Source organism: Pantoea sp. Ft-CA_14 (genome assembly GCF_024520875.1).
GTDB lineage: Bacteria > Pseudomonadota > Gammaproteobacteria > Enterobacterales > Enterobacteriaceae > Pantoea > Pantoea agglomerans.
In genome coordinates, this window is sequence record NZ_JALNPM010000002.1 from 466,286 (window position 1) to 492,823 (window position 26,538).

Consider the following 26,538-nt stretch of genomic DNA (forward strand, 5'->3'; position numbering starts at 1 on the left):
ATCGGGCTGCATAAATAGTGCATAAAACCGGCCTGAAAATGCATAGCCAAAAATCATAGTGAAAGGATTATTTTAGGTACTAACCACAAAAAGTTTTAACGTCCCTGCAGGCGCTTAGGAATCATCATGCCCATCGTCTGAGCCTTGCGTTTGATGTGACCATCGAGGCTGTATCTAATGCCATCCCAGCAGTGTTCATTACCATCAGCCAGTTTTGGCAATACTTCCCCTGTAATGCGATCAGTTTTGTAGGACCACATCCTTGCCTCGCGTGCCACGTTCTTACAGCGCGGGTGGATAATGATTTCATCAAAGCCGCGTAAGTGGGCGATGCCATCCTCTACACTGCCCTGCCACTTCTCAGCCGCAGAGATATTAAATCCCTGACGTCTGAGATAGCTTATTGTCTCAGGTCGTGCTGAGTCAGCTTTGATGGGCCAATCGCGAGCGCCGGGGATGGTGTCGTAAAGAGCAGGCATGTGATCGAGTTCGGTTTGCTGCCCATACGCCTCGTATTCAACATAGAGCCGGTTATGCAGAATGAACGAGCGGGTGAGCGTGTTAGGGTCTTTGGCAAAACCGAAGTCAGCACCAAAGAACAACCGTTCCGCCTCTTTCCACAAATTATCCGAGAACTCAGCAACACGGTATTTACCTGCCAGCACCTGTTTGTCTGAGTTTTCGAGGTATGCGCCCTCCCATACCCAAGCATAAGTTGCCGGATCGAGGCGGCGCTCATCGTTCTGACGCTCGCCCTCTAACACATCAGGGAACCAGGGGTTATCCGTGTAATTCATCTCTACGGTTATGCAGTCGTCACCAGCCTCTTTGCGGAATCGCTTATCAGTAGCGCTGCCGTCGCGCTCAGGGTTCCATGTCACCCAAATCTCTGATCCCTCTTCGCGCACTGTCGGGCTAAGCTTCTGCCAGGCGATTTCACTGACTGACTCAGCCTCATCAACCCAGCACAGTAGAATACGCGCTTTCGACTTGATGCTGTCCAGGTTGTGCCGCAGACCAGAGAAAACATATGTCACCGTTTTGTCGATGGTACGGATGTATTTATCACCAATGTCAAAGTTAGACGCCAGCCATGGGACGGAGAGGATCGCCTGCTTAACCTCCTGCATGCTCGACTCCTCCAGTGAGTTCATGAACTCACGCGCACAAAGGATCACGCCGCTCTCACGGTTCATCATCGCCTGATATGCCCTGACGGCTGTCATCAAGGCAAACGTGCGTGTCTTTGCACTGCCGCGCCCACCATGTGAACAGCGATAGCGTTTACCTACCGCAGTAAAAAGGGGGGCAAGTTTAGCGGGAATTGGAAGTTGTACGGCGTCACTCATGCTTAGGCTCAACGGGTAAAAGCTGAATCACGGTTGGTTTTGATGCCATGCTGCCATCGGGGCTGGTGTGCTCAAACTTCTGCCGATTGGTGTAGGCTTCCCCAACCTCTTTGGCTGCCTGTTCCATCAGTGATGCGGCCAGCGCAAGATTCTGCATTTTTTCGGCCTTGGTCATCATGCGATCAAGCGTGCGTAGCCGGTAGGACTTATTGGCAATCGGGATGTCAGATATTTCGGTCTGAAACCGGGCGCGTGTGCTGTTAAAAAGAGCGACCCACTTTTTTGCAAGCCCCTTGCCGCTGGCCTTTGTAGGATCGTGTGATTCAATCTGTTGAGGTGTAACTTTAATACCAAATTGTTTTTGGACGGCCTCAGCAACAATCGCTAGAGAATCAAAGCATGCAAGTGACTGAATGATGAAGGCTTTCACCTCTGGTTTTAATGCAGCCATATTTCACCATTCTTCCAAAGCATTCTAAAATTTACGCCAGTTTCATCAGGCACGTTCCACAGGCTCTGGCTACATTAAGCTGTGCCACCTCAGCGGGCTGACTTGCGGCTTCCACCAATTGCTGAACGTCAGCGCTGGCACCATATCGGCGAACAACACCAACGAACTCCTCAACGTCATGCCCGCGCATTGTCATAACTGGTCGCCCCTCTGAATTGAATTTAGGTGCACCGAATTCATCCCGCGCCTGTGCTATGTGATAAAGCTCATGTTCTATGAGAGCGCAGAAATCGAGGTCACTGCATTCACAGCAGTAGTCTGCAGCCAGCGTTATGATGAAGCGGGGAACATATCCGAACCACTCATGCATCTGTTGCTGCATACGCGCCTTTTGCCAGCCACCTGCCCGCATGGTGATCTCCTCAGCCTGACCCAGCACAGTTCTGCCGCGTTTAGTGAAAGCGCTTGATGCCCACATAAATCGAATATCGGCGTGCTGTAGGTGGAGATGCTCAGGATTGTGCAGTACCCCGTCTTCACTGAGGATGTGTTCAGTGATCCACTCATGAATTTCATTAGATGGGTTCAGGCTGATGTGAGGGTTAAATTCATTCAAAAAACTTTCTGGTGGTCGCGGTCGGTTTAACTGGTCGATTTGCATGGGCCTATCCTGTCCGTTTAGTCACTACCACTTCAGCCTCCGTACCAGATGCAACGCGCAGCCATACTACCCATGGAGCGTATACATTTAGAACGCGACCGGCCTGATGCCAGGCGATTGAATCTGCACTATCGGCATACTCAATAAACCCCTCAGCGACGGTTACGTGCCCACTGTTCGTGCCGTCCGTAATCTGGATAGGCGTTCTCGTTACGGTTACTGGCTCAGACATAGCTACCTCTCATTTATTGGGTTGGCTGTTAGACGGCGGTTATCACAAGCGTTGAAACCATGTCGCGCAGCTTAACCGTCAGTGTGCATGTTCCGGCAGTGAGGATACTGACAGCCGCCTGACCACCGGCGGATGTGCTGATATGCTGCACCATACTGGGGTTAGATATCGTCCAGACCGCGCCGTCTGCGCGCCCGATTTGAGCGCCGGTCTCACCGCTGACTAAAAACGCGCCGAGGTATTGCCAGCCTTTAGGGGCGGTCGCGTTCAGCATGGTGAAGTGGGTGCTGTCTACCTGAGTGACATACCAAGGCGACGTGGGTGTTTTGTTGCTGTCGTTCTGGATGAATATCGTGTCGGCTGGCGGTTTATTCTGGCCGCCAATCACGATATCGCCGGGTACTGATATTCCCTGCATATTAGTGCCACCAATGACAGTGGCATCGGGTGTAACAATCATTGGTTGCCCCAATAAAAAACCGCCCGAAGGCGGTTAGCTTTTGTCTCTTAAGTAGTCAATTAGCATATCAAGGCGCACCCGGTCTTGACCGTCAGAGTACCAAGTATTTGGGTCAGGCTGGTTGGCCTCAAAGAGGGGCTTTACGTCCACATCGTCATCAATGATTTCTATTTGCTTATCATTCAACTGATAGCAAATGATGCGCGAACTGCCTTCTGGGACTTTATCGAAGTGATCTAGCTTTCTGCTGTTTGAGTAAATTTCGTACTTAAGTTGCCTGCCATCATTCGTTCTGGTCAGGAATGTCTGAATAAGAAATCTCATTGATACCTCGGCTAATGAATTACGAATCCCCACATTAGCGCCAGGCCATAGCTGATGGAATCTTATTTTTAGGGGTGGTATTCATCATCAGGCGATCTAGTTAGAAAGCGCCGTGTTATGATTACGCCGTGAAATCAGCCAAGCCCTGACCTTTGCGCCATTCTCTCACTGTCGCAATAACCTTCTCTGGGGTCAGGTCGTCGTCGAAATTGTAGAAAATCAGGTCTGAACCTTCAGGATGCTCACAGGCAGCGATGAAGATCTCTAGCAACTCATCCTGGTACTTTTCACCGCCTTGGGCACTGAAAATTTCAGCTACTAACGCTATAAACTCGGCTTCCGTGTAATCCTCAAATCTTGCCTTAAACTTCATCGGTGCCCCCTACTTTGTGGTAGAGACCATATTACTCTTTTTGCTTCGGCACGTACTTCATCTTCAGTACGTCATCAGGCGCGAGGTATACCTAGGCGCCATATTGCTTTGCTAATCCAATGAATCCTTTCACCATCATAGGCTGCGATTAGTTCATCAAGCCTTTGTGAGTTTAGCCTGCTTGGGTGGTTAGCATGATTTGGTATGTGTCGGGTATTGAGGGCCACTTTCTCTCCTTGTGGGGATACTGCCATTACGATGAGACGGCCTAGGGTGATAGCAATAATATGTTATCCTTGGCAAAAACCAAGGAGGTGGTATGTTTTCTTTTCTCAAAACATTCAAGCGACTAATCACTAACCAGCAAAAACAACAAGACTCCAAGCCACAATATTCAACTGAAGAACTTCTTCAATGGGCCACAGGCTGTATGCTCGAAGGCCTGCCTGATGACTTCTTCCAAGCCAGACTTTTATGCATCCGGGAGTCTAACCCCTTGAATCCAGATGGTTGGATAGTAAGCATGAATCACGATGTGATGCTGAATGCTGACTCAGAATACGAACGGTTTAAACCCGCTGATGACCTTTATCCTACGCAGTGCGTTGAAATGCTACTTAATGGCAAGGAATGGCATAGCGCCAGTATTGTGTTCAACAAAGAAAAGACATCATTCATATGGGAGTGAATATTTTCGAATCAAAGTTGTGATGGCAAAATAAAACCGCCCGGAAGCTGCATATTCAGGAATCTAAAAACTTTGCTGACATAAATATTATCACTTTTTCAGCAATCTCACCTCTGTGTGCCTTACCTTGCATAAATTTGGAATGCACATCATTTAGCTCAACAAACTTCTTACCCAAATCATCGTGTAACAAGTTAACTTCCAAAATAACTATGGCCTGGTAAACTTGATTCATTCCATCCTGAATTGTAAGGGCTGGTTGTGAAAATTCCGGGGTCGGAACTAACCTATCAGGCATCACCGCAATAAGGTTGCGGTAATTATTCAAGGCAATTTTTAGCGCCTTACGATCATTCCTCTTCTCTTGAAGTCGCCAACCGCTCAGGGCTTTCCATGCAAAAATTGCAGCTACCATAGTTCCAACACCAGACAACCACGAACCTATCATTCCCCATAAAGCGATTTTATCTGATACCGTCATAAAGCCTCCTAAAAGCAATGCTTAATGGTATCACGCATTGATTTATGTTCATCATCAGGCGCACTAGCAAATGCGCCTTGTGATAATCACTCCTCGAAAGATTCTGCAGGTGAAATCTCACCCTCTTCAAACCACGCATCCACCGCACGACCATCAGCGGCGCAATAATGGATTAAGTATTGGTTGCAGCTATTAGCATATTCGGCACGGCCCTTCACGTGGCCCTCTTCTCCACTGACAGCGACCTGAACCACTTGACCTAACTCATGCTTAAATCCCATGACACTTTCCTTTTGCTGTGAAATTACCGCCTGCGCGGACCTGTTAATTCTTTTGCTCAAAACAATTTTTTCCCCACGTTTCGTTGTGCGCCAGAATCGCCCGCTGTGTTGGGGCGCTCATAACCTCGATATCGTGGTCACTAACATAAATGGGGCGAACCCATTCACAGCCAGTGTCAATCACTCTCCCGCCGCCACCGTTCCCGCAACCGCTCAGAGACAACAGCATCAGGCTGGCTGTTAATATCCTGCTGAACATCGACAGCATTTTTCAGCACCTCAATATGTTTTTCTGATTCCTCAGCCTTAACAGACGCCCGCTCAGCTGTTGCTGTGGTTTCAGCTGCTTTTTTGCCGCTGCTACGACCCAGACCGAACGCGGCCACTACCAGACCTGCAATGACGGCCAGCACGGTTAATAGTGTTTGCATCAGATCAAACCTTTGTAGGCATCATAAGTACCGGTACGCATGACCTCAGCGTGACGGCGGGCGCGGTCACGTGTCTGTCGCGCCCACAGACTATTCAGCATTCCACCAGCTGCGCCCGCAAAATCACCACGTGCAATCATACCCAGCGTATTAGTGAATCTGGCCAGACCGGTCACACCCATCTGATAGGCCATGCTGCAGAGAATGTCCCGACGTGCGTCATTACACTGCGCCAGCGCGGCAACAATTGCAGGCTGTCGATTCATAGAGGCGGTTTTCGCATCTATTAGGCATTGTTTCCAGACGTCACCAGCACGGCGCGGGACGGTAAACTGATATTGATTCAGCGGTGCGTTCTGAGGGCCAATTCTGATACCACCGGCAACAGTTGGAAAATTGCGGGTGTCCCAATAGGGAGCCTCGCGGTAGCCCTCTTCAAAATTTAGGATTTCAATGATTCTACTCATCACCTTTACTCCGTGGTGGGTATGAAACAATGCGTGCGACATTACCTCGCGCTGCAAATACAGCCGCGCAAATCAGCGCGTTCGCTACAACTACCGGCCATCCGCTGGCATGGTATTGCCCGAACAGCCATAGCAATGCGAAATTGCCATAAAACAGAATCAGACCCGCAGCTATCCAGGAAATACCGCGTTTATGTGTTCGCCCTGTTTTGCTGAACGCCATCAGCCGCAACGCAATAGCCGTGCTAATGGCGACATCAATCACTGTCAGGAAATCGCTACTAATCATGATTTCTCCCCCAGCCATTTTTTAACGAACGGCAGCTTTGAAACGCCACCATTTTTCAGCCAGAAATAGCCTTGCACCGCAGCAGCGGAAATAACGACAGCAGCCAGGGCATCAAGTGGTTTTTCCCGATAATCGAAATAGTCCTCTACTTTGTCCGCAACAAATCCGGCTCCAAATACGCCAGCTGCATAGCCAAACAGGAAATAACCAAATATCTGTCGTCGCGTCAGGTCGCTGGCGGTGACGATAAAACACATCGAACCGGCAAACGCTCCAAACGCGATTGAGTAATCTACAGAGGTGATAAAACCCACCAGCGCAGACGTGACAATGCCCCAGCCAGCTACTGTTGCCGTAGCGCCGGTGCTTAATGGCTCAGCCATTAGCGGTCCCTCATAATGATTAATAAATTTTGATTTACTCGATTAGCTGATTCAGTTCGCTTATCGTCTGTCGGAATCGTTCCTCTTCCAGCTCGACGCCAATTGCAGAACGGCCCAGCTTAATTGCCGCCTTTATCGTTGACCCTGACCCCATGAAGAAATCAGCGACTACATCACCCGGCCTGCTGCTGGCGTTGATTATCTGCTCCAGCATGTCGGCGGGTTTTTCGCATGGGTGTTTGCCGGGGTAAAACTGAACCGGTTTATGTGTCCATACGTCTGTATAGGGAACCGCTACCGTGACGCCGAAATACCGGCGTAGGGATTTGTACTCCTCCTGCAGCTCCAGATATTTACGGCTGAGTGAGTGGTACGTGTCCACCAGCTGGTGGTGCGGTGCGGCTAACGTTCCTGATTGATGGCGTGCAATGGCTATCTTAGTAAACAGCGCCTGTAATTTGAGATAATCAGCCTCACTGGGTAGCTGCCATTGACTGGTGCCGAACCAGTGCGAAACCATGCTTTTCTTACCGGTAGCTTCGGCTATTTGAGCAGATGCCACGCCCAGTTCCGAGCGGGCATTACGGAAATAATCAATCAGTGGCTTTAGTACCTGCTGTTTCAGCTCAGCGCATTTTCGAGCATAGGCGTCTGGTTTGTACGGCCCCTGATAATGCTCTGCAAACAGTATGCGTTCAGTTGAGGGAAAGTATGATCGCAGGCTTTCTTTATTGCAGCCATTCCACCAGCCAGAGGGCTTAGCCCAGATGATGTGGTTAAGAATGTTGAAGCGGTTACGCATCATGATTTCAATATCAGATGCCAGTCGATGCCCTGAAAATAGATAGATACACCCGTTAGGTTTTAGCACCCGCCAGAACTCCGCCAAACAGCAATCTAGCCACCGTAAATAATCCACATCCCCTTTCCACTGATTGTCCCATCCATCCGGTTTCACTTTGAAATATGGCGGGTCGGTAACAATCAGGTCAACTGAATCGTCCGGCATGGTTTTCAGCACGCGCAGACAATCGGCATTGAACAATTCTAGGCCGGGCATCATTATTTTTTGCATCACATTTATTTCACAAATATAAACAGGTAAAAACCAGGAATAAAAAAACCCGCTCGGAGGCGGGTTTTAAAGAGGGGTTGCTTGCGGATGCAATCGTGCGAAGCATACAGGTATTTAATCAGTCACTGGCTCACTATTCAAGTAAAATCTTTTGGCGTTTAATTCAAAGGCATCATTCATCGGCTGATAAAGCATATATTCAGCAACTGATAACCATGTTTTTATACGGCGTCGACAGGTTGAGTAACTCCAATCGGGGTGATTCTCATTAAGCTCATTAGCAAGGTCACGCATACTCATCCTGTCGCGGTAATGCCTCTCAACAAGTTGGCGCAACGGTTGATCGTTAATAAGAACGCTGGCGATAACTCTATCCATTGCCAACGCTTCGTCATCTGTACAGAATGTCAGGCTTGAGCGCAGACTTTCCCGCATCATGTTTTCCATCCATGATTCTAGCTCTTTCGAACAACCCATTCTTTTCAACTTTTTAAGAACGTTGTTTAAATCGTTTTGCGTGATGACGTATTTCTTCAAAAGCTTTTTGAACATGTCCGGTGCTTCAGGGCATTCATTAATTGCTGACCAGCGCCCCCACATTTTCAACTTACCTTGGAGCCAAACAATTTCGAGTAACTTCAGTCCAAACCCTGCACTTGATAACTCTCTTTCTCGGACAAGCATAATTTCTCCACACTATTGAACTTGTAAATCTGATATCGCCGACTGCAATCGTGATATCAATAAAAACAGAGAAAAATCATCTAAAGACCCCGGTTAAACTCAATCAAATCATTATAGTTTTATAGCATTACAAAATAGCCATAACACATTGATATTAGTAAGAGTATTGAGCATCCCTCAACATCTCATAAACAGCACCAATATTTTTTAATTTGCTAAATTTATCATTGTTGAGCAATTGCGCAATGGCTGCCCTGAGTAAAATATTGATTAATAAATTATCATCAGTTAACTGTTTATCTCCCCCATGTACAATTGCCGAACGCATCCTATATACCTTCTTGAATTTCTGAGCTGTATCAATCCTTGATTCCTTATCGGTTGCAACAATAAAGACAAATATATCAGAAAGCTTTTCACCTATGCTTCTTTGGAAAAAGCCTAATTCGTCATGAGAAAACATTATTTCCATAGCCATGCACGTATATATAATTGAGCTTCTCCTATCTTTATTTATTGAAGACTCCCCTAAAGTTAATGCTGAATTTAGCATTCTTGATTCCATGTCATTCATTTTCTTACTATTGTTTTTATACTGTAAAAGTTTCCATAATTTCTTGAAATCAACATTTTCTGAAAAAAAAGCGTTATTAACTGGAACTTTTGTAACATGTCTGTTGGAAATATTCCCTGAAAGCAAAGTTCCATTGCTATCTGTAACATGAAAGGAACTGGTACTAACATACATTTGCTCGTGGCTCAGATCTGGGCTGAGAGGAAGCCCAAGGGATATATGTATGCTTTTATCCAGCATTCCAGAAATAAACACTATCAATCTAATGAAGTCTGTAAAAGCAGCTTCTGCTTTGACAATAGCTACCTCTGGATCATAAATGTTTTCAATAGTTACACTGATAAACATTCCCTTTGTATCTGACAGAGACATAGGAAGATCAACCATATATCCAAAACTATACCCATATAATTCAAACTTTCTCGCATTATTATCAAGCCTAATCCCTGATATTGGAGAATTCACAACTAGATTCTTGGGTTTAATTTCCAAAAAGCCAGAAAAGAACACATCAAAATCTTTTTCAAACGTTTCCTTATTACGCTTCGCCTCCAATAGCTTCTTTTCAATAAATTGGTATATTTTTTTTCGATCGAACCTTGAAGATATTCTTTCATCAATCAGAAAAATATTTTCCAGATTTTCATTAAATGCATTCGGGTCGGTAACATATATATAATTCTCGGAAGAACTCCAAAACCGCTGTGAATTCATAGCTGACTCTTTCGAGCCGATAGCTATTGAACTTAGTAACTTTAAAAATGCATCTTGAAATTTCATATCTCGCCTCAAAAAAAGCCATGCCACCAACCATCAGTGAATTAATTAAATACTTTTTATTTATATAAACTCAATGACCAAGAAATGCTTAACAACGTGCTTATCAATTTTCAAAGCCAACTGCCTCATAAAGTAATTCATCTCTATTGCTTTTTTGAACTCGACTTGGCTCACTTTACCATGAGCTATCTTGTTCCTTAGATCCCGTAATTTAGAAAACTCTTCAATTTCGTTCTTAGAAAACTCCACCCCAAAAGCATGTTCTGCCACATATGGAATTTGTGATGCCTTTAAATCCGAATAGCTTCCAAACAATTCAATTAAACCAAAAGTAGATAACATCTCTGAAGGAAATCTAAAATCTGTATGTTCTAAAGCAGAAATATGCTTCCTATATTTTGAAAGGTGCGTGCCTTTTTTATACTCTCTCAGTTTGTTAGCGTGTGCAGATGTCTCAGTTCTATCAGAAAATAAAATATGCTGCTTTCTTTTCTTAATTGCTGCATCTTTAAAAGAATCTTTCCCACCATGAAAGTCTTTGATTTCTGAAATCAACTCTTTGAAATACGACTCAAAATAGCTAAAAGTATTGATAAATAGTAATTTACCTAAGTTTTTCTTATATGATGTACTAAACGATTTCAATTGTTCTAAATTTGGATCACCTTTGAAATAATCAGCATTAGGTAATTTTTTAACTTTCTCAGCCTCTAAAGCTTTAATATATCCTTTCAATGCCGGGACAGCATTGCAGCATAATACTGCAAAATCTAAAGATGATTGTGTTTGTCCCTTGAGGACCTCAAATGCCTTGCTATTGGTCATCATTCCTGATAGCCTCCATTTTGTGCTGGTGTAAGTAACATACTCCAAAATTTTCTTAATAATCATAATGTGATTATTGCGAAGGTAGAGATTCTGGTTCAAGTCCAGAGCACATATTTAACTTGGCTTTTAGTAAGCTTAAGCCAATGAAGTTTTATACCAACCCTCGCTTAAAGTCATTAAATAATTTAAACAGCCCCCGCCCTCCTGCAATGCTCCCTTTTCATACCTTTAGCTATTTCCCCTTATAAAACAATTAATTAACCAGCCCTACTAATTTGTTAACTATCAAAATAACATCCTACTAACATCAAAGGAATTTAAGCTACCGCTCCACTTGCCTTTTCACATAGACCCGTAACATTCACCCTCACCAGGGCTTCTGCGAATTGCGGCGGCACTGCATTTCCACAGCGTGCTACCTGTTTATCTTTAGCGAATTTATTACCCATGTAATCGCGGTCGATGACATACCAGGACGGGAAGCCCTGTGCGGAGTAAAGCTCATGCGGCTGTAGCATACGCATGCCAATGTCCACTATCTGGTAGGTAATGCCATTGATGTTCACAAGCCCCGGACAGTCATGACCCTCACTGCTGTGCTCTGCCAGAAATGTACGCACTTCGCCTAAATGGGTGCCGCTGGCTGTCACTGTGTGCAGTGGCGTGTCTGTTGGCTGTCCTGTATTGGTGCCACGAAATTTGATGAGGCTGCTGGTCACTAACGCATGCTGATCGGTAGTCATTACCGTATGCACCGGCGCATCCATCGACGCGCCCGGACTTGAATAGTTGCCACCAAAATGTTTTGCCAGGAACGCAGAAACCAGAGCAAATTTATTACCACCGGCTGTGACCGTTCCCATCGGTTTGCCAATATCCAGCGCACGCGGCGCTTGCCCTTCCCGTTCGCCATAGCCAACCTGAATCAGCGTCGGGCTGATCAGGGCGCTTTTCCCGCCCCCGCCAGCAGTTATTGTTGCCAATGGATCATCAAGCTGGTGCCCGATGCTGTTACCAAACTGACGCGATATGAACGGGGCCAACTTTGCCTCAACAACGCCCAGCGCATGGCCATTACCGCCTGGCCGCTTTGACGTGCCTGCAGTAACAGTTGGCATCGGCTCAGTTACTTTCTGACCGGTTGCGCCAGTACGGAATTTCGTGAGGTGCGGCGTAACGATGGCGTAATCATGCGTTTTCGTAATGGTCTGCAGCGGCTCAGTCAGAGCCTGCCCACGGAAGCAGTCATATTTGGTTTTAGTACTGGTGTGGTTGCATTTGACGATGAACGGTGCCGGATTTTCGATCACAAAACGCTGAATGCCTCTGGCAATTCTACGCAGCGTGTTTTCAGCCAGCGGCTTCTTACGGTCAAAAATACTCTGGCACTCCAGAGACCAGTCAATGCACTCAGCGGCTGTTCGCCACGGCTTGAGGTTGCCAGATTGTACAGCAAGGCTTTGCGGGTCTCCGTGTGTTGGCTGAGGCCATGTTACAGGCTGTCCGTCGCAGCGCATCACCATGAAAAATCGTTTGCGAATAGTGGGCGCGCCGTAGTCGCAGGCGCGCAGTTCGCGGAACTCAACCGTGTAACCCAGCCCCCTTACCAGCTGCGCAGCTTCAAGCCCATGGCGATCAAGCTGCAGGCATTCACACACCTCATCCAGCGCTGGATGATCGGCATCAACGCCAGTGCTCAGCATTCCTACAAACGCGGCGAACGTTTCACCAGCCCGATTTGGGTCTGGCTGCGACTCACCCTCAAGCAGCGGCCCCCATGTCTGAAATTCAGTGACGTTTTCCAGCATGCCTACGCGAAATTTTGTATCTAACGCCCAGCGAATTGCCACCCATGCCAAGCCGCGAATTTCTTTTTTGACCGGCTTGCCGCCTTTCGCCTTACTGAAGTGGCGGCAATCAGGAGAGAACCAGACGAGGCCAACTGGCGCGCCATCGGTCGCCATTACCGGGTCAACCTCAAACACTGACTCGCAATAATGCAGTGTCTGCGGGTGATTTGTGGCGTGCATAGCGATGGCGTTAGCATCGTGATTAATGGCGATATCAACACTGCGGCCAATAGCCATCTCAATTCCCGTACTCGCTCCACCACCACCAGCAAAATTATCTACGATGATCTCTCTCATTCCCCGGCCTCCAGCGAGAGCGGCAGTTGCGTGACTGTTTCAATAATTTCTGCGTGCGACATTTTCTCAAGCAGCATGCGGTTAATATTGGTTTTCAATTCGCGCTGCTCATCAGCGGACAGGTCTGAAGCGGATTTGATCTGGCTGAACACCGTGTTTACCTCGATAGGCCAGGCTGGGGTAGATACGCCCATACCAGCTAACTCGTGGACGGCCTGACGCAACATGCGGTAATTGGACCAGCAATCTCGGTTAGTCTGCTCCACCAGCTCGATGAACTCCTGAACAGTGCATGGCTGACTCAGGCGTAAATCGGATAGCGTTCCGGTGAACCTCAGCAACTGCTCTGCCACCATCTCTGGATCATCATGCTGCTCAGACAGCCACTGTTTGATCACATGTTCGTCCTGATGCATATGGATGAGGCGCAGGGCTGTCTGGATGGTGTCCTGTGGAACGACAACGTGCTCAGGGTGTTCTACGGAGTCTGCCGCCCATGTATGTGCGTATTTCGACTCTGCGTAGGTGTATTGGGATTTCATTTTGAAGGCCGCCTGAACGCAGGCCCAGACCTCGACGCCACTCTGTTCCAGAATTTCATGTTTCGTCAGGGGTAAATCATCACCCTCGACGTTCTCTGGCTCAGCTGGTGCTGGTGGTTGTTCGCTGTCTGATATTGTGACGCCGAAGTGCTCTCTGGCAGCCTGAATGATATCCATCACCTCAGCCACCTGCAGGTCAGTTTCAAACGTCAGTGTGATACATGAGTCCTCCTCGTCCTGCTCTGCCTGACAGTTTTTGGCTAACAATTCCACCAGCAGGCGGGACTGTTTGGCGCTGAATTGTGCCAAGGCGGCGGTGCGGGTCAGTTTTTTCTTCCCGGCTGCTTTGGCTTTCTCCAGTTGCTCCCCGGCAATACGGCCAGCGGCAGGACCGTGCTTCTTGCTCAGTTCCATAGCGGTGGTTGCTGAGACCTCGCCAGACTCCACCATATTCAGGAGAGTCTCACCTGATGAGAGCAGCTGCAGGTGGTTCTCAACATCTGTAATCGACCGGTGAAATTCTCTGGCAATTTCAGTCAGACTGTAGCCCTTATTCTTCGCCTTGTTGTATTGGATAGCACGCTCAACCGGCGTCATCTGCAGGCCCTCATTGCTGCCGATCTGCAATGCGAGTTTTTGCAGTTCTGTTCCCACGAAGTCTTTACACTCAAGGCGGAGGATTTGGTAACCCCTCTCGGTCGCCAGCACTGCCCCCATGTAACGGTGCTGACCATCAAGAACGTGAATACCCTGCTCTGTCACCTCAACTGTCAGTGCGGGTAAGTCAGCCCCTGCGATCAGTAGCTCACACATTTTTTCAGCGTGCGCCATGTTCAGTGGGCGGCCCTGCTCTCCATCGACGATGTACAGCTCATCAACCGGGACATTGAAGGTTTTCTTGGCTGTAATGCCTGTGCCGTTGGCGTCTTTCTGTTTGTAATACTGAGATAAAGTTGTCATTTTTTAGTCCCTTAATTTCCGTGAAACCCTTCTGGGATGGCGTAATCGACTGGTGAAATGTCTGTGACTGACCGCTGAACCGGACCGAGCCTGACGATCAGCTCATCCCATTTTTCGCGGAGTTTGGCCGGGCTGAGGATATTGCGGCACCAGAACGGGTCGCTCTGGACGCGCCGGAACATCTTGCAAATCTGGTAGTGAGTGCGCTGGTCCTGTGAACACATCAGGCGCACATCGTTAGCCCACGCGGTCCAGTTGGGTTCTCTTGGTCTAGCCAGTTCGCCATCAGTCTCAGCCGCTTTTTCGTAAAGGTGGATGATTTGCTCCCATATCCACTGCGCGCACTTCAAATCCTCCTCGCTGCCCCACATGGTTCTTTTGGGGCTGTACACCACCGCGTCTGAATCACCAGGCAGGGGTTTATCCACAGGCAGAACGTCCGGGGACGTAGCTCCAGGACATATAGGGTTTTTATCTGATGGTTCATGTTTTGAATTTACTGACGGATCGTCGCCAGATTCTGGCGGGTGAAAACCCGGATTTTTGCCAGATTCCGACGGGTCAAAATTTGAGGGGTCAAAATTTGGTGCATCAGATTTTGACGCGTCAGATTTTGATGGGTCAGTTTTTGATGCATCAGATTTTGATGGGTCAGATACTGATGCGTCAGATTCTGGCTGGTGAGCATAGGCAGCTTCTCGCAGTTTCCTGACGTTCAGCTGGTACATGTTCGAAGTGTTTCTGTTCCCCTTGCGCCGTGTGGTACTGGTCAGCCAGCCATCGGCCTCAAGCTTGCGTATCGAGGTGCGCACAGTACTGGAGCCTGCACCAATCTGACGGGCTATAGTTGCGATTGACGGCCAGCAGATGCCCTCATCGCTGGAAAAATCAGCCAGGCGCGCCATGATGGCCACGCTGGTGATTTTCATACCTGACGCCGCGCAACCGTCCCAGACGTATGCAGACAATTTAACGCTCATCACTAACTCTCCTGAACTTCTGACCCCATATGTTACGGGGCTGAACGCAGACGTACGGGTAACCTGGACGCCTGAACAGCACCCGGTTATTCGTGACATCAACGCCTATAGTTTCAACAATCACACCGCGTGGATCGGCATAGCGCGCAACCCACGGCTGAATAATCTCGTCTGATAGCTGGGGCATTTAGCCCCCTGATTGATTTGATTTTCTGAGGTAGTCACCCACAGCTCGCTCTATGTAGTCGCGGGTGACTAAATTGCTCGTGCCCTGTAAATTCGACACATAAAGGAATGGCTGCCTACTACGTCCGCCCCTCATGGGCAGGCAACGGAATTGCGGAAAATCTGGGGATCTGTTTAAATTATTCACGCGATTATTTCTCCACACTAATTGATGTAGTCGCCGAAAGCGCCGGGCTGCAACCTGGCGCTTTCACTTTTCCGGGGCGCAAAAAACCCTGTAAACCAGCGTCGTATGCTCCTGTAATTTGGTAATGGCACGGTGCAACTCCTCGTCGATGATCTCGCGTTCGTGCGGTTCCACCACTCCATCCTCGATAGCTACCCTCACCTGCTGTGAGTATCGGGTGATCTGTTCGATAGCCTCTAGCAGCCGTTGATTGATATCGCCGTAATCCACCAGCTCGACATCCGGTAGTGGCACGAACACGCCGCCAGAGGTTTTCGCTATAGCTGTTGCGATGTGATGACTGCCTGCTGCCTGCTGCAATACCATCGACCAGCCAATCGGAAACAGCTGATCACCACCATTGCGCAGCCTGTTATGAACGCCGTCCTCGGTAACATCCAGAATCTCAGCGGCCTCGGAATATCCACCAGCCAGACCGGCGATAGTTTTGCGGATCGCTGTAATCAGCCATGCTGGCTGGCGCTCGGCTTTCCATTTCGGTTCATTACCCACGGTCCAATCCCTCCGGCTGTGGTTTGTTTATCTGTCGCAATGCTTAGGATAAATATCAGGACGGAGCTGATTCTTTGTAATCTGCCCGCTAGTGTGCTGCTCAATGGCTTGGGCAAGTGAAAAGCCCGCTTTTTTGTGACCGGCAAAAACTAGCCGTAGATAACCAGTGCTGGAGCCCAAAATCTCAGCCAGCGCCTCCCGTTCTTCCAATGACAGTGAATTCCAATAGCTTCGCATGGCTATGTACCTCCGGTGTACATAATACACATGTAATTGGAACCATCAAGACCCTTGTTCCCATTTGGTACACGTTATTCAATGGAGCTATGAAAACCATTAAAGAAATCCGTCGCATTAATGCGAGAAATTTGCGCGACCACGCTGGTGGCAACTCATCGTTTGCAAAAAGAATTGATCGTGAGCCAACCCAGACCAGTCGGTTCCTAGGTGAAAATGCAACCAAAAATATTGGAGACGATTTGGCAAGACATATTGAGGAGTGTTTTAAAAAACCAGTTGGTTGGTTGGATCAGGATCATCCCGAACAAAATATCAACAGTTTAGATTTAGAGAGAGTTTCTGGTACCTCTTTGACGATCCACAATGTGCCCGTCATCTCATGGGTGCAGGCTGCCGCATGGACTTCAACTAACCATGACGAGGTAGATTTGAGCGCGTTAGAGGCCTATCCATGCCCTGTCCCATGCGGCCCCACTACATACATTTTGAGAGTCACTGGTGAGTCGATGATCGACGAATACAAGCCTGGTGAAATGATTTTCGTTGACCCTGATGTGGCACCTGTTCATGGTGACGACGTAATCGCACTTATGACTGATTCAGGTGAAACAACGTTCCGGCGTCTGATTGAGGATGGCAGCGAACGCTATTTGAAGGCGCTTAATAAAAGCTGGCCGGAGCCTTATATCCGAGTAACTGATAACTGCACCATCATTGGTACAGTTATATTTTCGGGTAAACCCCGGAGATACCAAAACCGCTCTTAAATATTCGAACGAAAAATAAAAAGCAACCTGCGAAAGCGGGTTTTTTTGCGCTTGACATTGTACCCCCAGGATACATAATGAACCCACTTTCACCGGGTACATGTACTCAAAAATTTTTTTAGTGTGGAGAAACGGCAGTGGGCTATTGCAGTAGCCCACCAGCCATAATCGAGGAAACGATTATGATCCAGGACATCGACGACCTGATTAATGAAATTTTCGACGAATACCCCCGACCACGCCTCATCTGTAATACCCCTGGCGATTACACACCGAGGCTGGTTTCGCAGCTCAACCTGAAGCGCACCACGCGCACCAAACTTACCCCACCCCGCTCGCATGTATGTTCCTGCCCTGTTCAGCAGGAGACGCGCCCGACTGATTGCCAGTGGGATTTCCATGGAATGTATGGGTTAAGGAGTCAGGGATGAGTGAAGTTAAACGTTATTCCCATAATGGTTTGCGGGGAATGTTAGAGCACAAAGCGGGGCGTTATGTCAGTTATGAACGCTACTCTGCTCTTAATACGGAGCGTGACGCGCTAGCAGCTGAGAATGCGGTTTATGCACAAATAATTGAGCGCCTCAAAGGCCAATACAGTGCAGCTGGTTATCACGCCATAGAGAATTCACTAAATCCTGCACAGTCACTGCTATACGACGCCATGCAGGTGCTGAAACAGCCAGCCACCGACGCCTACCTTAACTCTGTGCGGGCTGAGGGTGTTGAGATGGTTAAGGCACATCCCGCAATAAGCCTCTGCGCACTCACGCATGTCTGCGAAGAAATTGCAGCCCAACTCCGCGCCGGTAAGGGTGGTGAAAAATGACAGTGAAAACTCATACCGGAACGGTGATCACGAAGACCGGGAAAAAACAGGTCAGATTGCACCAGAGCGCCACAACTTGGGTAGTTAGCGGCAAAGAATATTACTACAAAGAAACTGGCCGCCGTGGGGATGCAGGAGGAACACGTGCCCGCCTGCTGTTGGATAGCATCGCTCCTATCTCAGTGAATCAAATCGTCAAGGACGGTGAGTGATGGATGCTGCAGCCAGAAAGAAATACCTCACTAAAATCCAAAAATTGATGCGTCTGGCAGAGAACACCAGTAGCCCTGCAGAAGCTGCCAGTGCCATGTCAAAAGCGCAGGCATTCATGCGTGAGCATGGCCTGAGTGAATCAGAGGTCGTGTTCTCTGAAATCAGCACCAGCGATAGCAAAAGCTCTCCAAGTGATGCAGAGAAACTACCTCTTTACATGATCTACCTTACTCAAACCATCGAAAAAGCCTTCGCTGTGAAATGCCTTGTGGGTTGGAGAGCAACCTCTGGCTACCGCTACAAACGCGTCGTTAGTTTTTACGGGTTGGATAACCGTGATGTTGCAGCTGCGTACATTTTCGACGTTCTGACACGCCAGATTAAGCAGGCGCGAAAAAAATTCATCAACGAGCACTGCGAAAGTTGGCTTGCCCCGAAGCGAAAGGCTGCACTGGCTGACCACTTTTGTGAGGGCTGGGCCTCTGGTGCCTATCACGCAGTGAAAGAGCTGGTCATCGATGAAGAGCAGGAGGCCAAAATGAGTGCCTACGCGGAGAAACTGAGAGATGAGGGCATGGGTAAAGCCAGGACCCGTAATAGTAAAGACGATGACTGCCCCTCTCATGCTAAATATCTCGGCTACCAGGAAGGTAAGCACGCAAAGGTGTTTCATGGGGTTGATGGAAGCAGTAATGGCCCTGCGCTAATCAGTATGGCGGAATAATAATGTCCGGTAATGAGGTTTGATTATGTCCAGAATGGTTAGCCTTGAGGATTGGGCTAAAGATGAATTTGGAGAAGAGGCTCCAAGTGTGCGCACTTTGAAGGTGTATGCAAAAGGCAGAATGATGGCCCCTCCAGCGGTAAAGGTTGGCCGGAAATGGATGATTGATCGCGAGGCACGATTTACCGGGATTCTCGCCGCACCGAAATTAGCACCGACAGCAAACCCAAAATTGAGAAGGATTATCGAGGATGGCTGCAAGACCGCGCACCCATAACATTACAATCCCCAACCTTTATTCAAAGCTGGATAAACGCACTGGTCGTGTGTATTGGCAATATAAGCACCCTATCACTGGCAAATTTCACAGCCTGGGAACCAATGCTGATGAAGCGAAGCAGGTCGCAAATGAAGCAAACGCCATTATTGCAGAACAGCGGACCCGGCAAATACTCAGCATTAACGAGAAGATCGCAAAAATGCGGGAGTCGCGGGAATTTATCACCGTCACAACCTGGCTTGATCGTTACCTTGAGATACAGCAGGAGCGTCTTGAGTCAGGGGAGATAAAAATAAATTCCGTGAAGCAGAAAAAGAAGCCGGTCGAATTATTACGCCAGAATTGCGGGATGATGTATTTAAAGGACGTTGGCGCGTTAGAGGTCGCAGAGATAGTCGATGCTATTAAAGCCGAAGGCCATAACCGAATGGCTCAGGTAGTGAGGATGGCGATCATTGATGTGTTCAAAGAGGCCCAGCACGCTGGGCACGTTCCCCCCGGCTACAACCCAGCGCAGGCCACCAAACAACCACGTAACCGGGTAGTACGTCAGCGTCTTTCACTGGATGAGTGGCAAGCCATATTCAGCGCTGCAGGGGATCACCCGCCCTATCTTCAGTGCGCAATGCTATTAGCTCTGGTCACCGGCCAGCGCATAGGCGATATCTCTAATATGCAATTTTCGGACATCTGGGACGACATGCTGCATGTTACTCAGGAGAAAACCGGCTGCCGTGTTGCCATTCCTCTGAGCTTGAGGTGCATGGCTATTGATATCTCACTCAGAGAGGTTATCGCTCAATGCCGGGACGCTGTGGTGAGTAAATATCTGGTCCATTTCCGTCACTCAACCTCTCAGGCCGTCCGGGGTAATAAGGTTTCTGCCAGCTCTATTACAACGACGTTCAAAAAGGCCAGGAATCACTGTGGGCTGTCATGGGATGAAGGTGCAGCACCTACCTTTCATGAGCAGCGTTCGCTATCGGAACGTCTGTATCGTGAACAGGGTGTGGACACTCAAAAATTACTCGGCCATAAGACTCAGAAAATGACTGATCGCTATAACGATGATCGAGGCAAAGACTGGATTGTGGTTGCTGTGTGACGGTGATTTTATAGACAGTTTTGGGGAAGAGTTTTGGGGAAGAGTTTTGGGGAAGTTTTGGGGAAAGGAGGCGTGAAATAAAAAGCCAACACGATTTTTACATTCGTGTTGGCTATATGTTACGTAAAGCCGATTACATATTTTCGATGATCGCGTCACCAAACTCTGAACATTTCAGCAGCTTAGCGCCATCCATCAGGCGTTCGAAATCGTAAGTCACAGTCTTGTTAGCGATAGCGCCTTCAACACCTTTAACAATCAGGTCAGCCGCTTCGAACCACTCCATGTGACGCAGCATCATTTCTGCGGACAGAATAATTGAACCTGGGTTCACTTTATCCTGACCTGCATACTTAGGTGCTGTACCGTGGGTCGCTTCGAACAGCGCACACTCGTCACCGATGTTGGCGCCTGGTGCGATACCAATACCGCCAACCTGCGCTGCCAGAGCGTCAGAGATGTAGTCACCGTTCAGGTTCATACAGGCGATAACGTCATACTCAGCCGGACGCAGCAGGATCTGTTGCAGGAACGCATCAGCAATCACATCTTTAACGATGATCTCTTTGCCGGTGTTCGGGTTTTTGAACTTCATCCACGGGCCGCCGTCGATCAGTTCGCCGCCGAACTCTTCTTTCACTAACTGGTATCCCCAGTCTTTGAAAGAACCTTCGGTGAACTTCATGATGTTGCCTTTGTGAACCAGGGTCAGTGAATCACGATCGTTAGTGATGGTGTATTCCACTGCCGCGCGCACCAGACGTTTGGTACCCGCTTCTGAACACGGCTTAACGCCGATACCGCACTGCTCAGGGAAGCGAATTTTCTTCACGCCCATCTCTTCGCGCAGGAACTTGATCACTTTGTCCGCTTCGGCAGAGCCCGCTTTCCACTCGATACCCGCATAGATATCTTCGGAGTTTTCACGGAAGATCACCATGTCGGTCTCTTCAGGACGTTTAACCGGGCTTGGCGTGCCTTTGTAGTAACGTACCGGACGCAGGCAGACGTAGAGGTCAAGCTCCTGACGCAGGGCCACGTTCAGTGAACGAATACCGCCGCCGACCGGGGTGGTCAGTGGGCCTTTAATGGCCACGCGATATTCTTTGATTAAGTCGAGAGTTTCCTGTGGCAGCCAGACATCCTGGCCGTAGAGTTCAACTGACTTCTCACCGGTGTAAATCTCCATCCAGGAGATCTTACGCTCGCCGTTGTAGGCTTTCTTCACCGCCGCATCGACGACTTTCAGCATTACCGGGGAAACATCAACACCGATACCGTCACCCTCAATGTAAGGAATGACCGGATTGTTTGGCACTGTGAGCTTGCCCTGATTCAGGGTGATTTTCTGACCTTCCGCCGGAACAACTACTTTGCTTTCCATTAACCTCTCCTGGGCGTTTGTTAATGATTTGTAAGATGCGCGTCAATACTACTTGAATATTTCCGCCACGCCAATCACCGCAATTTCACGTTATAATGCGCCGAATGTTTCTGACTGCAAAGCCCATGCGAAAAACTTCTCAACGAATTCACCAGGATAAACGATTCAGCCGCCCGATGCGTGATGCGCGGCGTTCCCCTGCCCGCCCTCCGGCTCCGCGCCGCGTGATTCTGTTTAACAAACCGTTCGACGTGTTACCGCAGTTCACCGATGAAGCGGGCCGCCGAACACTGAAGGATTTTGTCAGCGTCGCAGAGGTTTATGCCGCAGGTCGCCTCGATCGCGACAGCGAAGGATTGATGGTGCTGACCAACGACGGCGCGCTGCAGGCTGCGCTGACTCAGCCCGGCAAACGCACAGGTAAGATCTATTATGTGCAGGTGGAAGGCGAGCCACAGGAGACGGATCTGCAGCCTTTACGGGATGGGGTTAATCTGAAAGATGGGTTGACGCTGCCCGCGGGCGTAGAAAAAGTGGCTGAGCCTGAGTGGCTCTGGCCACGTCAGCCACCTATACGCGAACGTAAAAACATCCCGACGCAGTGGCTGAAAATCACGCTGTATGAAGGCCGTAATCGTCAGGTTCGCCGGATGACCGCCCACATTGGCTTTCCCACATTGCGATTGATCCGGTACGCGATGGGGAGTTATTCGCTCGACGATCTGGCTCCGGGCGCGTGGCGTGAACTCAGCGAAAGTGCGCTCTGAAAACCGGTTTTTTATAACCTCAGGTTAACAATTGCGGAGAAGTGATGTTTAAACCCCATGTTACTGTCGCCTGTCTGGTTCAGGCAGAAGGTGAATTACTGGTGGTGGAAGAGACGATCAACGGTCGCCCCACCTGGAACCAGCCCGCCGGGCATCTTGAAGCGGATGAAACTCTGCTGGAAGCCGCAGAGCGCGAACTCTATGAAGAGACCGGCATCGCCACGCCGATGCACTATTTCATCGCGATAAACCAGTGGATCGCACCCGACAGTACGCCTTTTGTGCGTTTTCTGTTTGGCGTGGATCTGGCGGAAAAAGCGCCAACCCAGCCGCAGGACAGCGACATCGATTGCTGCTGGTGGTTGCCGCCAGCGCAGATTCTCACTGCCTCTAACCTGCGTTCGCCGCTGGTCGCGGAAAGCGTACGCCTGTGGCAACAGGGCACGCGCTACCCGCTACATCTGGTCAGCCCGTTCCGGTGGCCGTTTCACGAGGGTGCGCGCCTGCCTTCTGCATGATAGAATGCGCCGCCTGTTTTTTTATCGTAATGCGAGCGTGTCATGTCTGACAACAGCCAGAAAAAAGTGATCGTCGGTATGTCCGGCGGCGTCGATTCTTCCGTTTCCGCCTGGTTACTGCAACAGCAGGGTTACCAGGTTGAAGGCCTGTTCATGAAGAACTGGGAGGAGGACGATGGCGAGGAGTATTGTACCGCCGCGGACGATCTGGCGGATGCGCAAGCGGTGTGCGACAAGCTGGGTATGAAGCTGCACAAAGTTAACTTTGCCGCTGAATACTGGGATAACGTCTTTGAGCACTTCCTCGAAGAGTACAAAGCAGGCCGCACGCCCAACCCCGATATCCTCTGCAACAAAGAGATCAAATTCAAAGCGTTCCTGGAGTTCGCGGCTGAGGATCTCGGCGCAGATTTTATCGCCACCGGTCACTACGTGCGTCGTCAGGACGTGGCTGGCCAGAGCCAGCTGTTGCGCGGTCTGGATGGCAACAAAGATCAGAGCTACTTCCTCTATACCCTGAGCCACCAGCAGATCGCCCAAAGTCTGTTCCCGGTTGGCGAGCTGGAAAAACCGGAAGTGCGCCGCATTGCCGAACAGCTGGACCTTATCACCGCGAAGAAGAAAGATTCGACCGGCATCTGCTTTATCGGTGAGCGCAAATTCCGCGACTTCCTGGCGCGCTATCTCCCGGCTCAGCCTGGCGAAATAGAAACCACCGAAGGCCAGATCGTCGGTGAACATCAGGGGCTGATGTACCATACTCTGGGACAGCGTAAAGGCCTGGGTATTGGCGGCCTGAAAGAGAGCAAAGATGATCCCTGGTATGTGGTCGACAAAGATGTGGCGCGTAACCGCCTGATTGTCGCCCAGGGCGGCGATCATCCGCGTCTGATGTCCGTCGGCCTGATTGCGCAGCAGCTGCACTGGGTTGATCGCCAGCCGATTACCGCCCCGCTTCGCTGCACCGTGAAAACCCGCTATCGTCAGACCGATATTCCCTGTGAGATTATCCCACACGGCGACGATCGGATTGAGGTGCGTTTCGACGAGCCGGTTGCAGCAGTGACGCCGGGTCAGTCTGCGGTGTTTTACCTTGGTGAGGTCTGCCTCGGTGGCGGTATTATCGAACAGCGTCTGCCGTTAGTGGCGGAGTAAGCGGGCTCAGCCCGCATTGATGACGCGTAAACAGGAGTAACCGTGGCGAAAAATTATCAGGAAATTACGCTGGCGCTGGCGGGCATCTGTCAGTCGGCCCATCTGGTGCAGCAGCTGGCTCAGCAGGGTCACTGCCAGCCGGAGGCGCTGACCGTATCGCTGCGCAGCGTACTGGACCTCAATCCTGGCTCAACGCTGGCGGTGTTTGGCAACAATGAAGCCAACCTGCGCCTCGGACTTGAAACCCTGATGGCGGTGCTGAACAGCAGCAGTCGTCAGGGTGCAGGTGCAGAGCTGACGCGTTACACCCTGAGCATGATGGTGCTGGAGCGCAAGCTCAGCGCCAGTAAAACAGCCATGGCGACGCTGGCCCAGCGCATCACTCAGCTGGATCGCCAGCTGGCGCATTATGAACTGGAGTCAGACACCATTCTCAGCGCGATGGCTGCCATCTATGTGGATGTGATCAGCCCGCTTGGCCCGCGTATTCAGGTCACCGGTTCGCCTGCGGTACTGCAAAATACGCAGGTACAGAGTAAAGTGCGCGCCACCCTGTTAGCCGGTATCCGTGCTGCCGTATTGTGGCAGCAGGTCGGTGGTGGCCGACTGCAACTGATGTTCTCGCGTCAGCGTTTGCTGCGTGAAGCGAAAACCCTCTTATCCCGGCTGCCACTGACTTACTAAGTCGGTGCGGCAAAACACTGCTAAATGATTCAGGAGTTGCACTGATGGAATTATCCTCTCTGACCGCCGTCTCACCTGTCGATGGTCGTTACGGCGATAAAGTCAGCCCGCTGCGTGCGATTTTCAGCGAATTCGGTTTGCTGAAATTCCGCGTTGAGGTTGAAGTTCGCTGGTTACAAAAACTGGCCGCGACCGCAGAGATCAAGGAAGTTCCTGCATTTGATGCCGACGCAAACGCTTTCCTTGATGCGATTGTCGCTGGTTTTTCCGAAGAAGATGCCGCGCGCATCAAAACCATTGAGCGCACCACCAACCACGACGTCAAAGCGGTTGAGTATTTCCTGAAAGAGAAAGTTGCCGACGTCCCTGCCCTGCATGCTGTTTCTGAATTTATCCACTTCGCCTGTACTTCTGAAGATATCAACAACCTGTCGCACGCCCTGATGCTGGAAACAGCCCGTCGTGACGTGATCCTGCCTTACTGGCAGCAGCTGATTACCGCTGTGAAGGATCTTGCCAGCGAATATCGTGACATTCCGCTGCTCTCCCGCACCCACGGCCAGCCGGCTACACCGTCGACGATGGGTAAAGAGATGGCGAACGTCGCTTACCGTCTGGAGCGTCAGTTACGTCAGCTGAAACAGATTGAGGTGCTGGGCAAAATCAACGGGGCTGTAGGGAATTACAACGCCCACATTGCCGCCTATCCCGAAGTGGACTGGCATGCGCTGAGCGAGAACTTCGTCACCTCGCTGGGGATCACCTGGAACCCTTACACCACCCAGATTGAGCCGCACGACTATATTGCCGAAATGTTCGACTGCATCGCCCGCTTTAACACCATCCTGATCGATTTCGATCGCGATATCTGGGGTTATGTGGCGCTGAACCATTTCAAACAGAAGACCATTGCGGGCGAGATTGGCTCGTCGACCATGCCGCACAAAGTGAACCCAATTGACTTCGAAAACTCCGAAGGCAATCTGGGCCTGGCGAACGCGGTAATGCAGCATCTGGCCAGCAAACTGCCGGTCTCACGCTGGCAGCGCGATCTGACCGACTCCACCGTGCTGCGTAACCTCGGTGTGGGCGTCGGTTATGCGCTGATCGCCTATCAGGCGACGCTGAAAGGCATCTCGAAACTGGAAGTGAACCGCGATCGTCTGCTGGACGAACTGGATCACAATTGGGAAGTGCTGGCAGAACCGATCCAGACGGTAATGCGCCGTTACGGCATTGAGAAACCTTATGAGAAGCTGAAGGAGCTGACGCGCGGTAAACGCGTCGATGCCGCCGGCATGCAGGCCTTTATCGACAGCCTGGCGCTGCCAGAAGAGGAAAAAGTCCGTCTGAAGCAGATGACGCCTGCAAACTATATTGGTCGCGCTATCCAGATGGTTGACGATCTGAAATAATGCCCGCCGCAGACCGGCCCAGTCCGGTCTGCGTTAACATCTTGTTTAATACATTTCGCGTATACTTTCTGCAGGTTGACTCAAACAGAGTG

At 49.8% G+C, this 26,538-nt stretch carries 35 protein-coding genes; 12 read left to right on the forward strand and 23 right to left on the reverse strand.

Annotation, left to right across the window (positions count from 1 at the left end; all coding sequences use genetic code 11):
* Window positions 1–95: 95 nt before the first annotated feature.
* The 6 genes from NR195_RS05445 to NR195_RS05470 form a co-directional block, all read right to left on the reverse strand.
* Entirely contained in the window at window positions 96–1,349 is a 1,254-nt protein-coding gene (locus NR195_RS05445) for a PBSX family phage terminase large subunit (RefSeq protein WP_256844238.1), read from the reverse strand.
* Window positions 1,342–1,800: a DUF2280 domain-containing protein gene (locus NR195_RS05450; protein WP_158131808.1), complete on the reverse strand. Its 459-nt coding sequence runs from the start codon at window positions 1,798–1,800 to the stop codon at window positions 1,342–1,344. Before NR195_RS05450 ends, NR195_RS05445 begins: the two co-directional genes overlap by 8 nt.
* A 31-nt stretch (window positions 1,801–1,831) precedes the next feature.
* On the reverse strand, window positions 1,832–2,461 hold the full coding sequence (locus NR195_RS05455) for a putative metallopeptidase (protein WP_256844239.1): 630 nt from the start codon (window positions 2,459–2,461) through the stop codon (window positions 1,832–1,834).
* A gap of 260 nt (window positions 2,462–2,721) precedes the next feature.
* Entirely contained in the window at window positions 2,722–3,153 is a 432-nt protein-coding gene (locus NR195_RS05460) for a hypothetical protein (RefSeq protein ID WP_256844240.1), read from the reverse strand.
* A 33-nt stretch (window positions 3,154–3,186) separates the two neighbouring features.
* Complete coding sequence (locus tag NR195_RS05465; protein WP_256844241.1) at window positions 3,187–3,510, reverse strand: hypothetical protein; 324 nt, start codon at window positions 3,508–3,510, stop codon at window positions 3,187–3,189.
* An 88-nt stretch (window positions 3,511–3,598) separates the two neighbouring features.
* Window positions 3,599–3,850, reverse strand: coding sequence for a bacteriocin immunity protein (locus tag NR195_RS05470; RefSeq protein ID WP_256844242.1), 252 nt, complete (start codon window positions 3,848–3,850; stop codon window positions 3,599–3,601).
* 319 nt (window positions 3,851–4,169) lie between these two features.
* On the opposite strand from NR195_RS05470, the gene NR195_RS05475 reads away from it, so the two are divergent.
* A complete protein-coding gene (locus NR195_RS05475; RefSeq protein WP_256844243.1) occupies window positions 4,170–4,538 on the forward strand; it encodes a hypothetical protein in 369 nt (122 codons plus the stop codon).
* Window positions 4,539–4,593: 55 nt separating this feature from the next.
* Here NR195_RS05475 and NR195_RS05480 read toward each other — a convergent pair whose 3' ends face one another.
* From NR195_RS05480 to NR195_RS05555, 16 genes are all read right to left on the reverse strand, one after another.
* Window positions 4,594–5,019 carry a hypothetical protein gene (locus NR195_RS05480; RefSeq protein ID WP_256844244.1) on the reverse strand — a complete coding sequence of 142 codons (426 nt, stop codon included), beginning with the start codon at window positions 5,017–5,019 and terminating at the stop codon, window positions 4,594–4,596.
* 86 nt (window positions 5,020–5,105) lie between these two features.
* On the reverse strand, window positions 5,106–5,300 hold the full coding sequence (locus NR195_RS05485) for a hypothetical protein (RefSeq protein WP_256844245.1): 195 nt from the start codon (window positions 5,298–5,300) through the stop codon (window positions 5,106–5,108).
* Between the two features lie 176 nt (window positions 5,301–5,476).
* Window positions 5,477–5,731: a hypothetical protein gene (locus tag NR195_RS05490; protein ID WP_256844246.1), complete on the reverse strand. Its 255-nt coding sequence runs from the start codon at window positions 5,729–5,731 to the stop codon at window positions 5,477–5,479.
* Entirely contained in the window at window positions 5,731–6,198 is a 468-nt protein-coding gene (locus NR195_RS05495) for a glycoside hydrolase family protein (protein WP_256844247.1), read from the reverse strand. The genes NR195_RS05490 and NR195_RS05495 overlap by 1 nt, the downstream gene beginning before the upstream one ends.
* Window positions 6,191–6,487 (reverse strand): phage holin family protein, encoded by a 297-nt coding sequence (locus NR195_RS05500; protein ID WP_256844248.1) that lies wholly within the window; start codon window positions 6,485–6,487, stop codon window positions 6,191–6,193. Before NR195_RS05500 ends, NR195_RS05495 begins: the two co-directional genes overlap by 8 nt.
* Entirely contained in the window at window positions 6,484–6,870 is a 387-nt protein-coding gene (locus NR195_RS05505) for a putative holin (protein WP_033782700.1), read from the reverse strand. The genes NR195_RS05500 and NR195_RS05505 overlap by 4 nt, the downstream gene beginning before the upstream one ends.
* Before the next feature lie 34 nt (window positions 6,871–6,904).
* Complete coding sequence (locus NR195_RS05510; RefSeq protein WP_256844249.1) at window positions 6,905–7,945, reverse strand: site-specific DNA-methyltransferase; 1,041 nt, start codon at window positions 7,943–7,945, stop codon at window positions 6,905–6,907.
* Window positions 7,946–8,059: 114 nt separating this feature from the next.
* Window positions 8,060–8,629, reverse strand: a complete 570-nt coding sequence (locus NR195_RS05515; protein ID WP_256844250.1) for a DUF1133 family protein — start codon at window positions 8,627–8,629, stop codon at window positions 8,060–8,062.
* A gap of 154 nt (window positions 8,630–8,783) precedes the next feature.
* Window positions 8,784–9,983, reverse strand: coding sequence for a HEPN domain-containing protein (locus NR195_RS05520; RefSeq protein ID WP_256844251.1), 1,200 nt, complete (start codon window positions 9,981–9,983; stop codon window positions 8,784–8,786).
* Window positions 9,984–10,043: 60 nt separating this feature from the next.
* The gene (locus NR195_RS05525; protein WP_256844252.1) at window positions 10,044–10,811 is read right to left on the reverse strand and encodes a HEPN domain-containing protein; all 768 of its coding nucleotides are present in this window, start codon (window positions 10,809–10,811) and stop codon (window positions 10,044–10,046) included.
* Between the two features lie 317 nt (window positions 10,812–11,128).
* On the reverse strand, window positions 11,129–12,958 hold the full coding sequence (locus NR195_RS05530; protein ID WP_256844253.1) for a DNA cytosine methyltransferase: 1,830 nt from the start codon (window positions 12,956–12,958) through the stop codon (window positions 11,129–11,131).
* Complete coding sequence (locus NR195_RS05535; protein ID WP_256844254.1) at window positions 12,955–14,460, reverse strand: chromosome partitioning protein ParB; 1,506 nt, start codon at window positions 14,458–14,460, stop codon at window positions 12,955–12,957. Before NR195_RS05535 ends, NR195_RS05530 begins: the two co-directional genes overlap by 4 nt.
* Before the next feature lie 11 nt (window positions 14,461–14,471).
* Window positions 14,472–15,440: a helix-turn-helix domain-containing protein gene (locus NR195_RS05540; protein ID WP_306278157.1), complete on the reverse strand. Its 969-nt coding sequence runs from the start codon at window positions 15,438–15,440 to the stop codon at window positions 14,472–14,474.
* On the reverse strand, window positions 15,430–15,627 hold the full coding sequence (locus tag NR195_RS05545; RefSeq protein WP_256844255.1) for a DUF4222 domain-containing protein: 198 nt from the start codon (window positions 15,625–15,627) through the stop codon (window positions 15,430–15,432). The genes NR195_RS05540 and NR195_RS05545 overlap by 11 nt, the downstream gene beginning before the upstream one ends.
* Window positions 15,628–15,876: 249 nt before the next feature.
* A complete protein-coding gene (locus NR195_RS05550; protein WP_256844256.1) occupies window positions 15,877–16,365 on the reverse strand; it encodes a YmfL family putative regulatory protein in 489 nt (162 codons plus the stop codon).
* A gap of 27 nt (window positions 16,366–16,392) precedes the next feature.
* Window positions 16,393–16,602, reverse strand: coding sequence for a YdaS family helix-turn-helix protein (locus NR195_RS05555; RefSeq protein WP_256844257.1), 210 nt, complete (start codon window positions 16,600–16,602; stop codon window positions 16,393–16,395).
* Between the two features lie 89 nt (window positions 16,603–16,691).
* Here NR195_RS05555 and NR195_RS05560 point away from each other — a divergent pair, with 89 nt between their 5' ends.
* The 6 genes from NR195_RS05560 to NR195_RS05585 all read left to right on the forward strand — a co-directional run bounded on the left by NR195_RS05560 (window position 16,692) and on the right by NR195_RS05585 (window position 20,523).
* Window positions 16,692–17,372, forward strand: a complete 681-nt coding sequence (locus NR195_RS05560; RefSeq protein ID WP_256844258.1) for a LexA family transcriptional regulator — start codon at window positions 16,692–16,694, stop codon at window positions 17,370–17,372.
* A 427-nt stretch (window positions 17,373–17,799) separates the two neighbouring features.
* Complete coding sequence (locus tag NR195_RS05565; protein WP_256844259.1) at window positions 17,800–18,201, forward strand: eae-like protein; 402 nt, start codon at window positions 17,800–17,802, stop codon at window positions 18,199–18,201.
* On the forward strand, window positions 18,198–18,413 hold the full coding sequence (locus tag NR195_RS05570) for a hypothetical protein (RefSeq protein WP_256844260.1): 216 nt from the start codon (window positions 18,198–18,200) through the stop codon (window positions 18,411–18,413). Before NR195_RS05565 ends, NR195_RS05570 begins: the two co-directional genes overlap by 4 nt.
* A complete protein-coding gene (locus NR195_RS05575) occupies window positions 18,413–19,138 on the forward strand; it encodes a DUF2786 domain-containing protein (protein ID WP_256844261.1) in 726 nt (241 codons plus the stop codon). The genes NR195_RS05570 and NR195_RS05575 overlap by 1 nt, the downstream gene beginning before the upstream one ends.
* Before the next feature lie 25 nt (window positions 19,139–19,163).
* Complete coding sequence (locus tag NR195_RS05580) at window positions 19,164–19,415, forward strand: excisionase (RefSeq protein ID WP_256844262.1); 252 nt, start codon at window positions 19,164–19,166, stop codon at window positions 19,413–19,415.
* Window positions 19,390–20,523, forward strand: coding sequence for a site-specific integrase (locus tag NR195_RS05585; protein ID WP_256844263.1), 1,134 nt, complete (start codon window positions 19,390–19,392; stop codon window positions 20,521–20,523). Before NR195_RS05580 ends, NR195_RS05585 begins: the two co-directional genes overlap by 26 nt.
* A 133-nt stretch (window positions 20,524–20,656) precedes the next feature.
* Here the strand turns inward: NR195_RS05585 and icd are convergent, their stop codons facing one another.
* Complete coding sequence (icd, locus tag NR195_RS05590; RefSeq protein WP_010246256.1) at window positions 20,657–21,907, reverse strand: NADP-dependent isocitrate dehydrogenase; 1,251 nt, start codon at window positions 21,905–21,907, stop codon at window positions 20,657–20,659.
* Window positions 21,908–22,011: 104 nt separating this feature from the next.
* Between icd and rluE the strand changes: the two genes are divergently transcribed.
* From rluE to purB, 5 genes are read left to right on the forward strand one after another with little or no spacing between them, the layout of a single operon-like run.
* Complete coding sequence (gene rluE / locus NR195_RS05595; RefSeq protein ID WP_256844264.1) at window positions 22,012–22,674, forward strand: 23S rRNA pseudouridine(2457) synthase RluE; 663 nt, start codon at window positions 22,012–22,014, stop codon at window positions 22,672–22,674.
* A 44-nt stretch (window positions 22,675–22,718) separates the two neighbouring features.
* Complete coding sequence (locus NR195_RS05600) at window positions 22,719–23,192, forward strand: NUDIX domain-containing protein (protein WP_010246262.1); 474 nt, start codon at window positions 22,719–22,721, stop codon at window positions 23,190–23,192.
* 42 nt (window positions 23,193–23,234) lie between these two features.
* Window positions 23,235–24,347: a tRNA 2-thiouridine(34) synthase MnmA gene (mnmA, locus tag NR195_RS05605; protein WP_010669869.1), complete on the forward strand. Its 1,113-nt coding sequence runs from the start codon at window positions 23,235–23,237 to the stop codon at window positions 24,345–24,347.
* 42 nt (window positions 24,348–24,389) lie between these two features.
* Complete coding sequence (gene hflD / locus NR195_RS05610) at window positions 24,390–25,031, forward strand: high frequency lysogenization protein HflD (protein ID WP_010246266.1); 642 nt, start codon at window positions 24,390–24,392, stop codon at window positions 25,029–25,031.
* Window positions 25,032–25,075: 44 nt separating this feature from the next.
* Window positions 25,076–26,446: an adenylosuccinate lyase gene (gene purB / locus NR195_RS05615; RefSeq protein WP_010246268.1), complete on the forward strand. Its 1,371-nt coding sequence runs from the start codon at window positions 25,076–25,078 to the stop codon at window positions 26,444–26,446.
* Window positions 26,447–26,538: the final 92 nt, after the last annotated feature.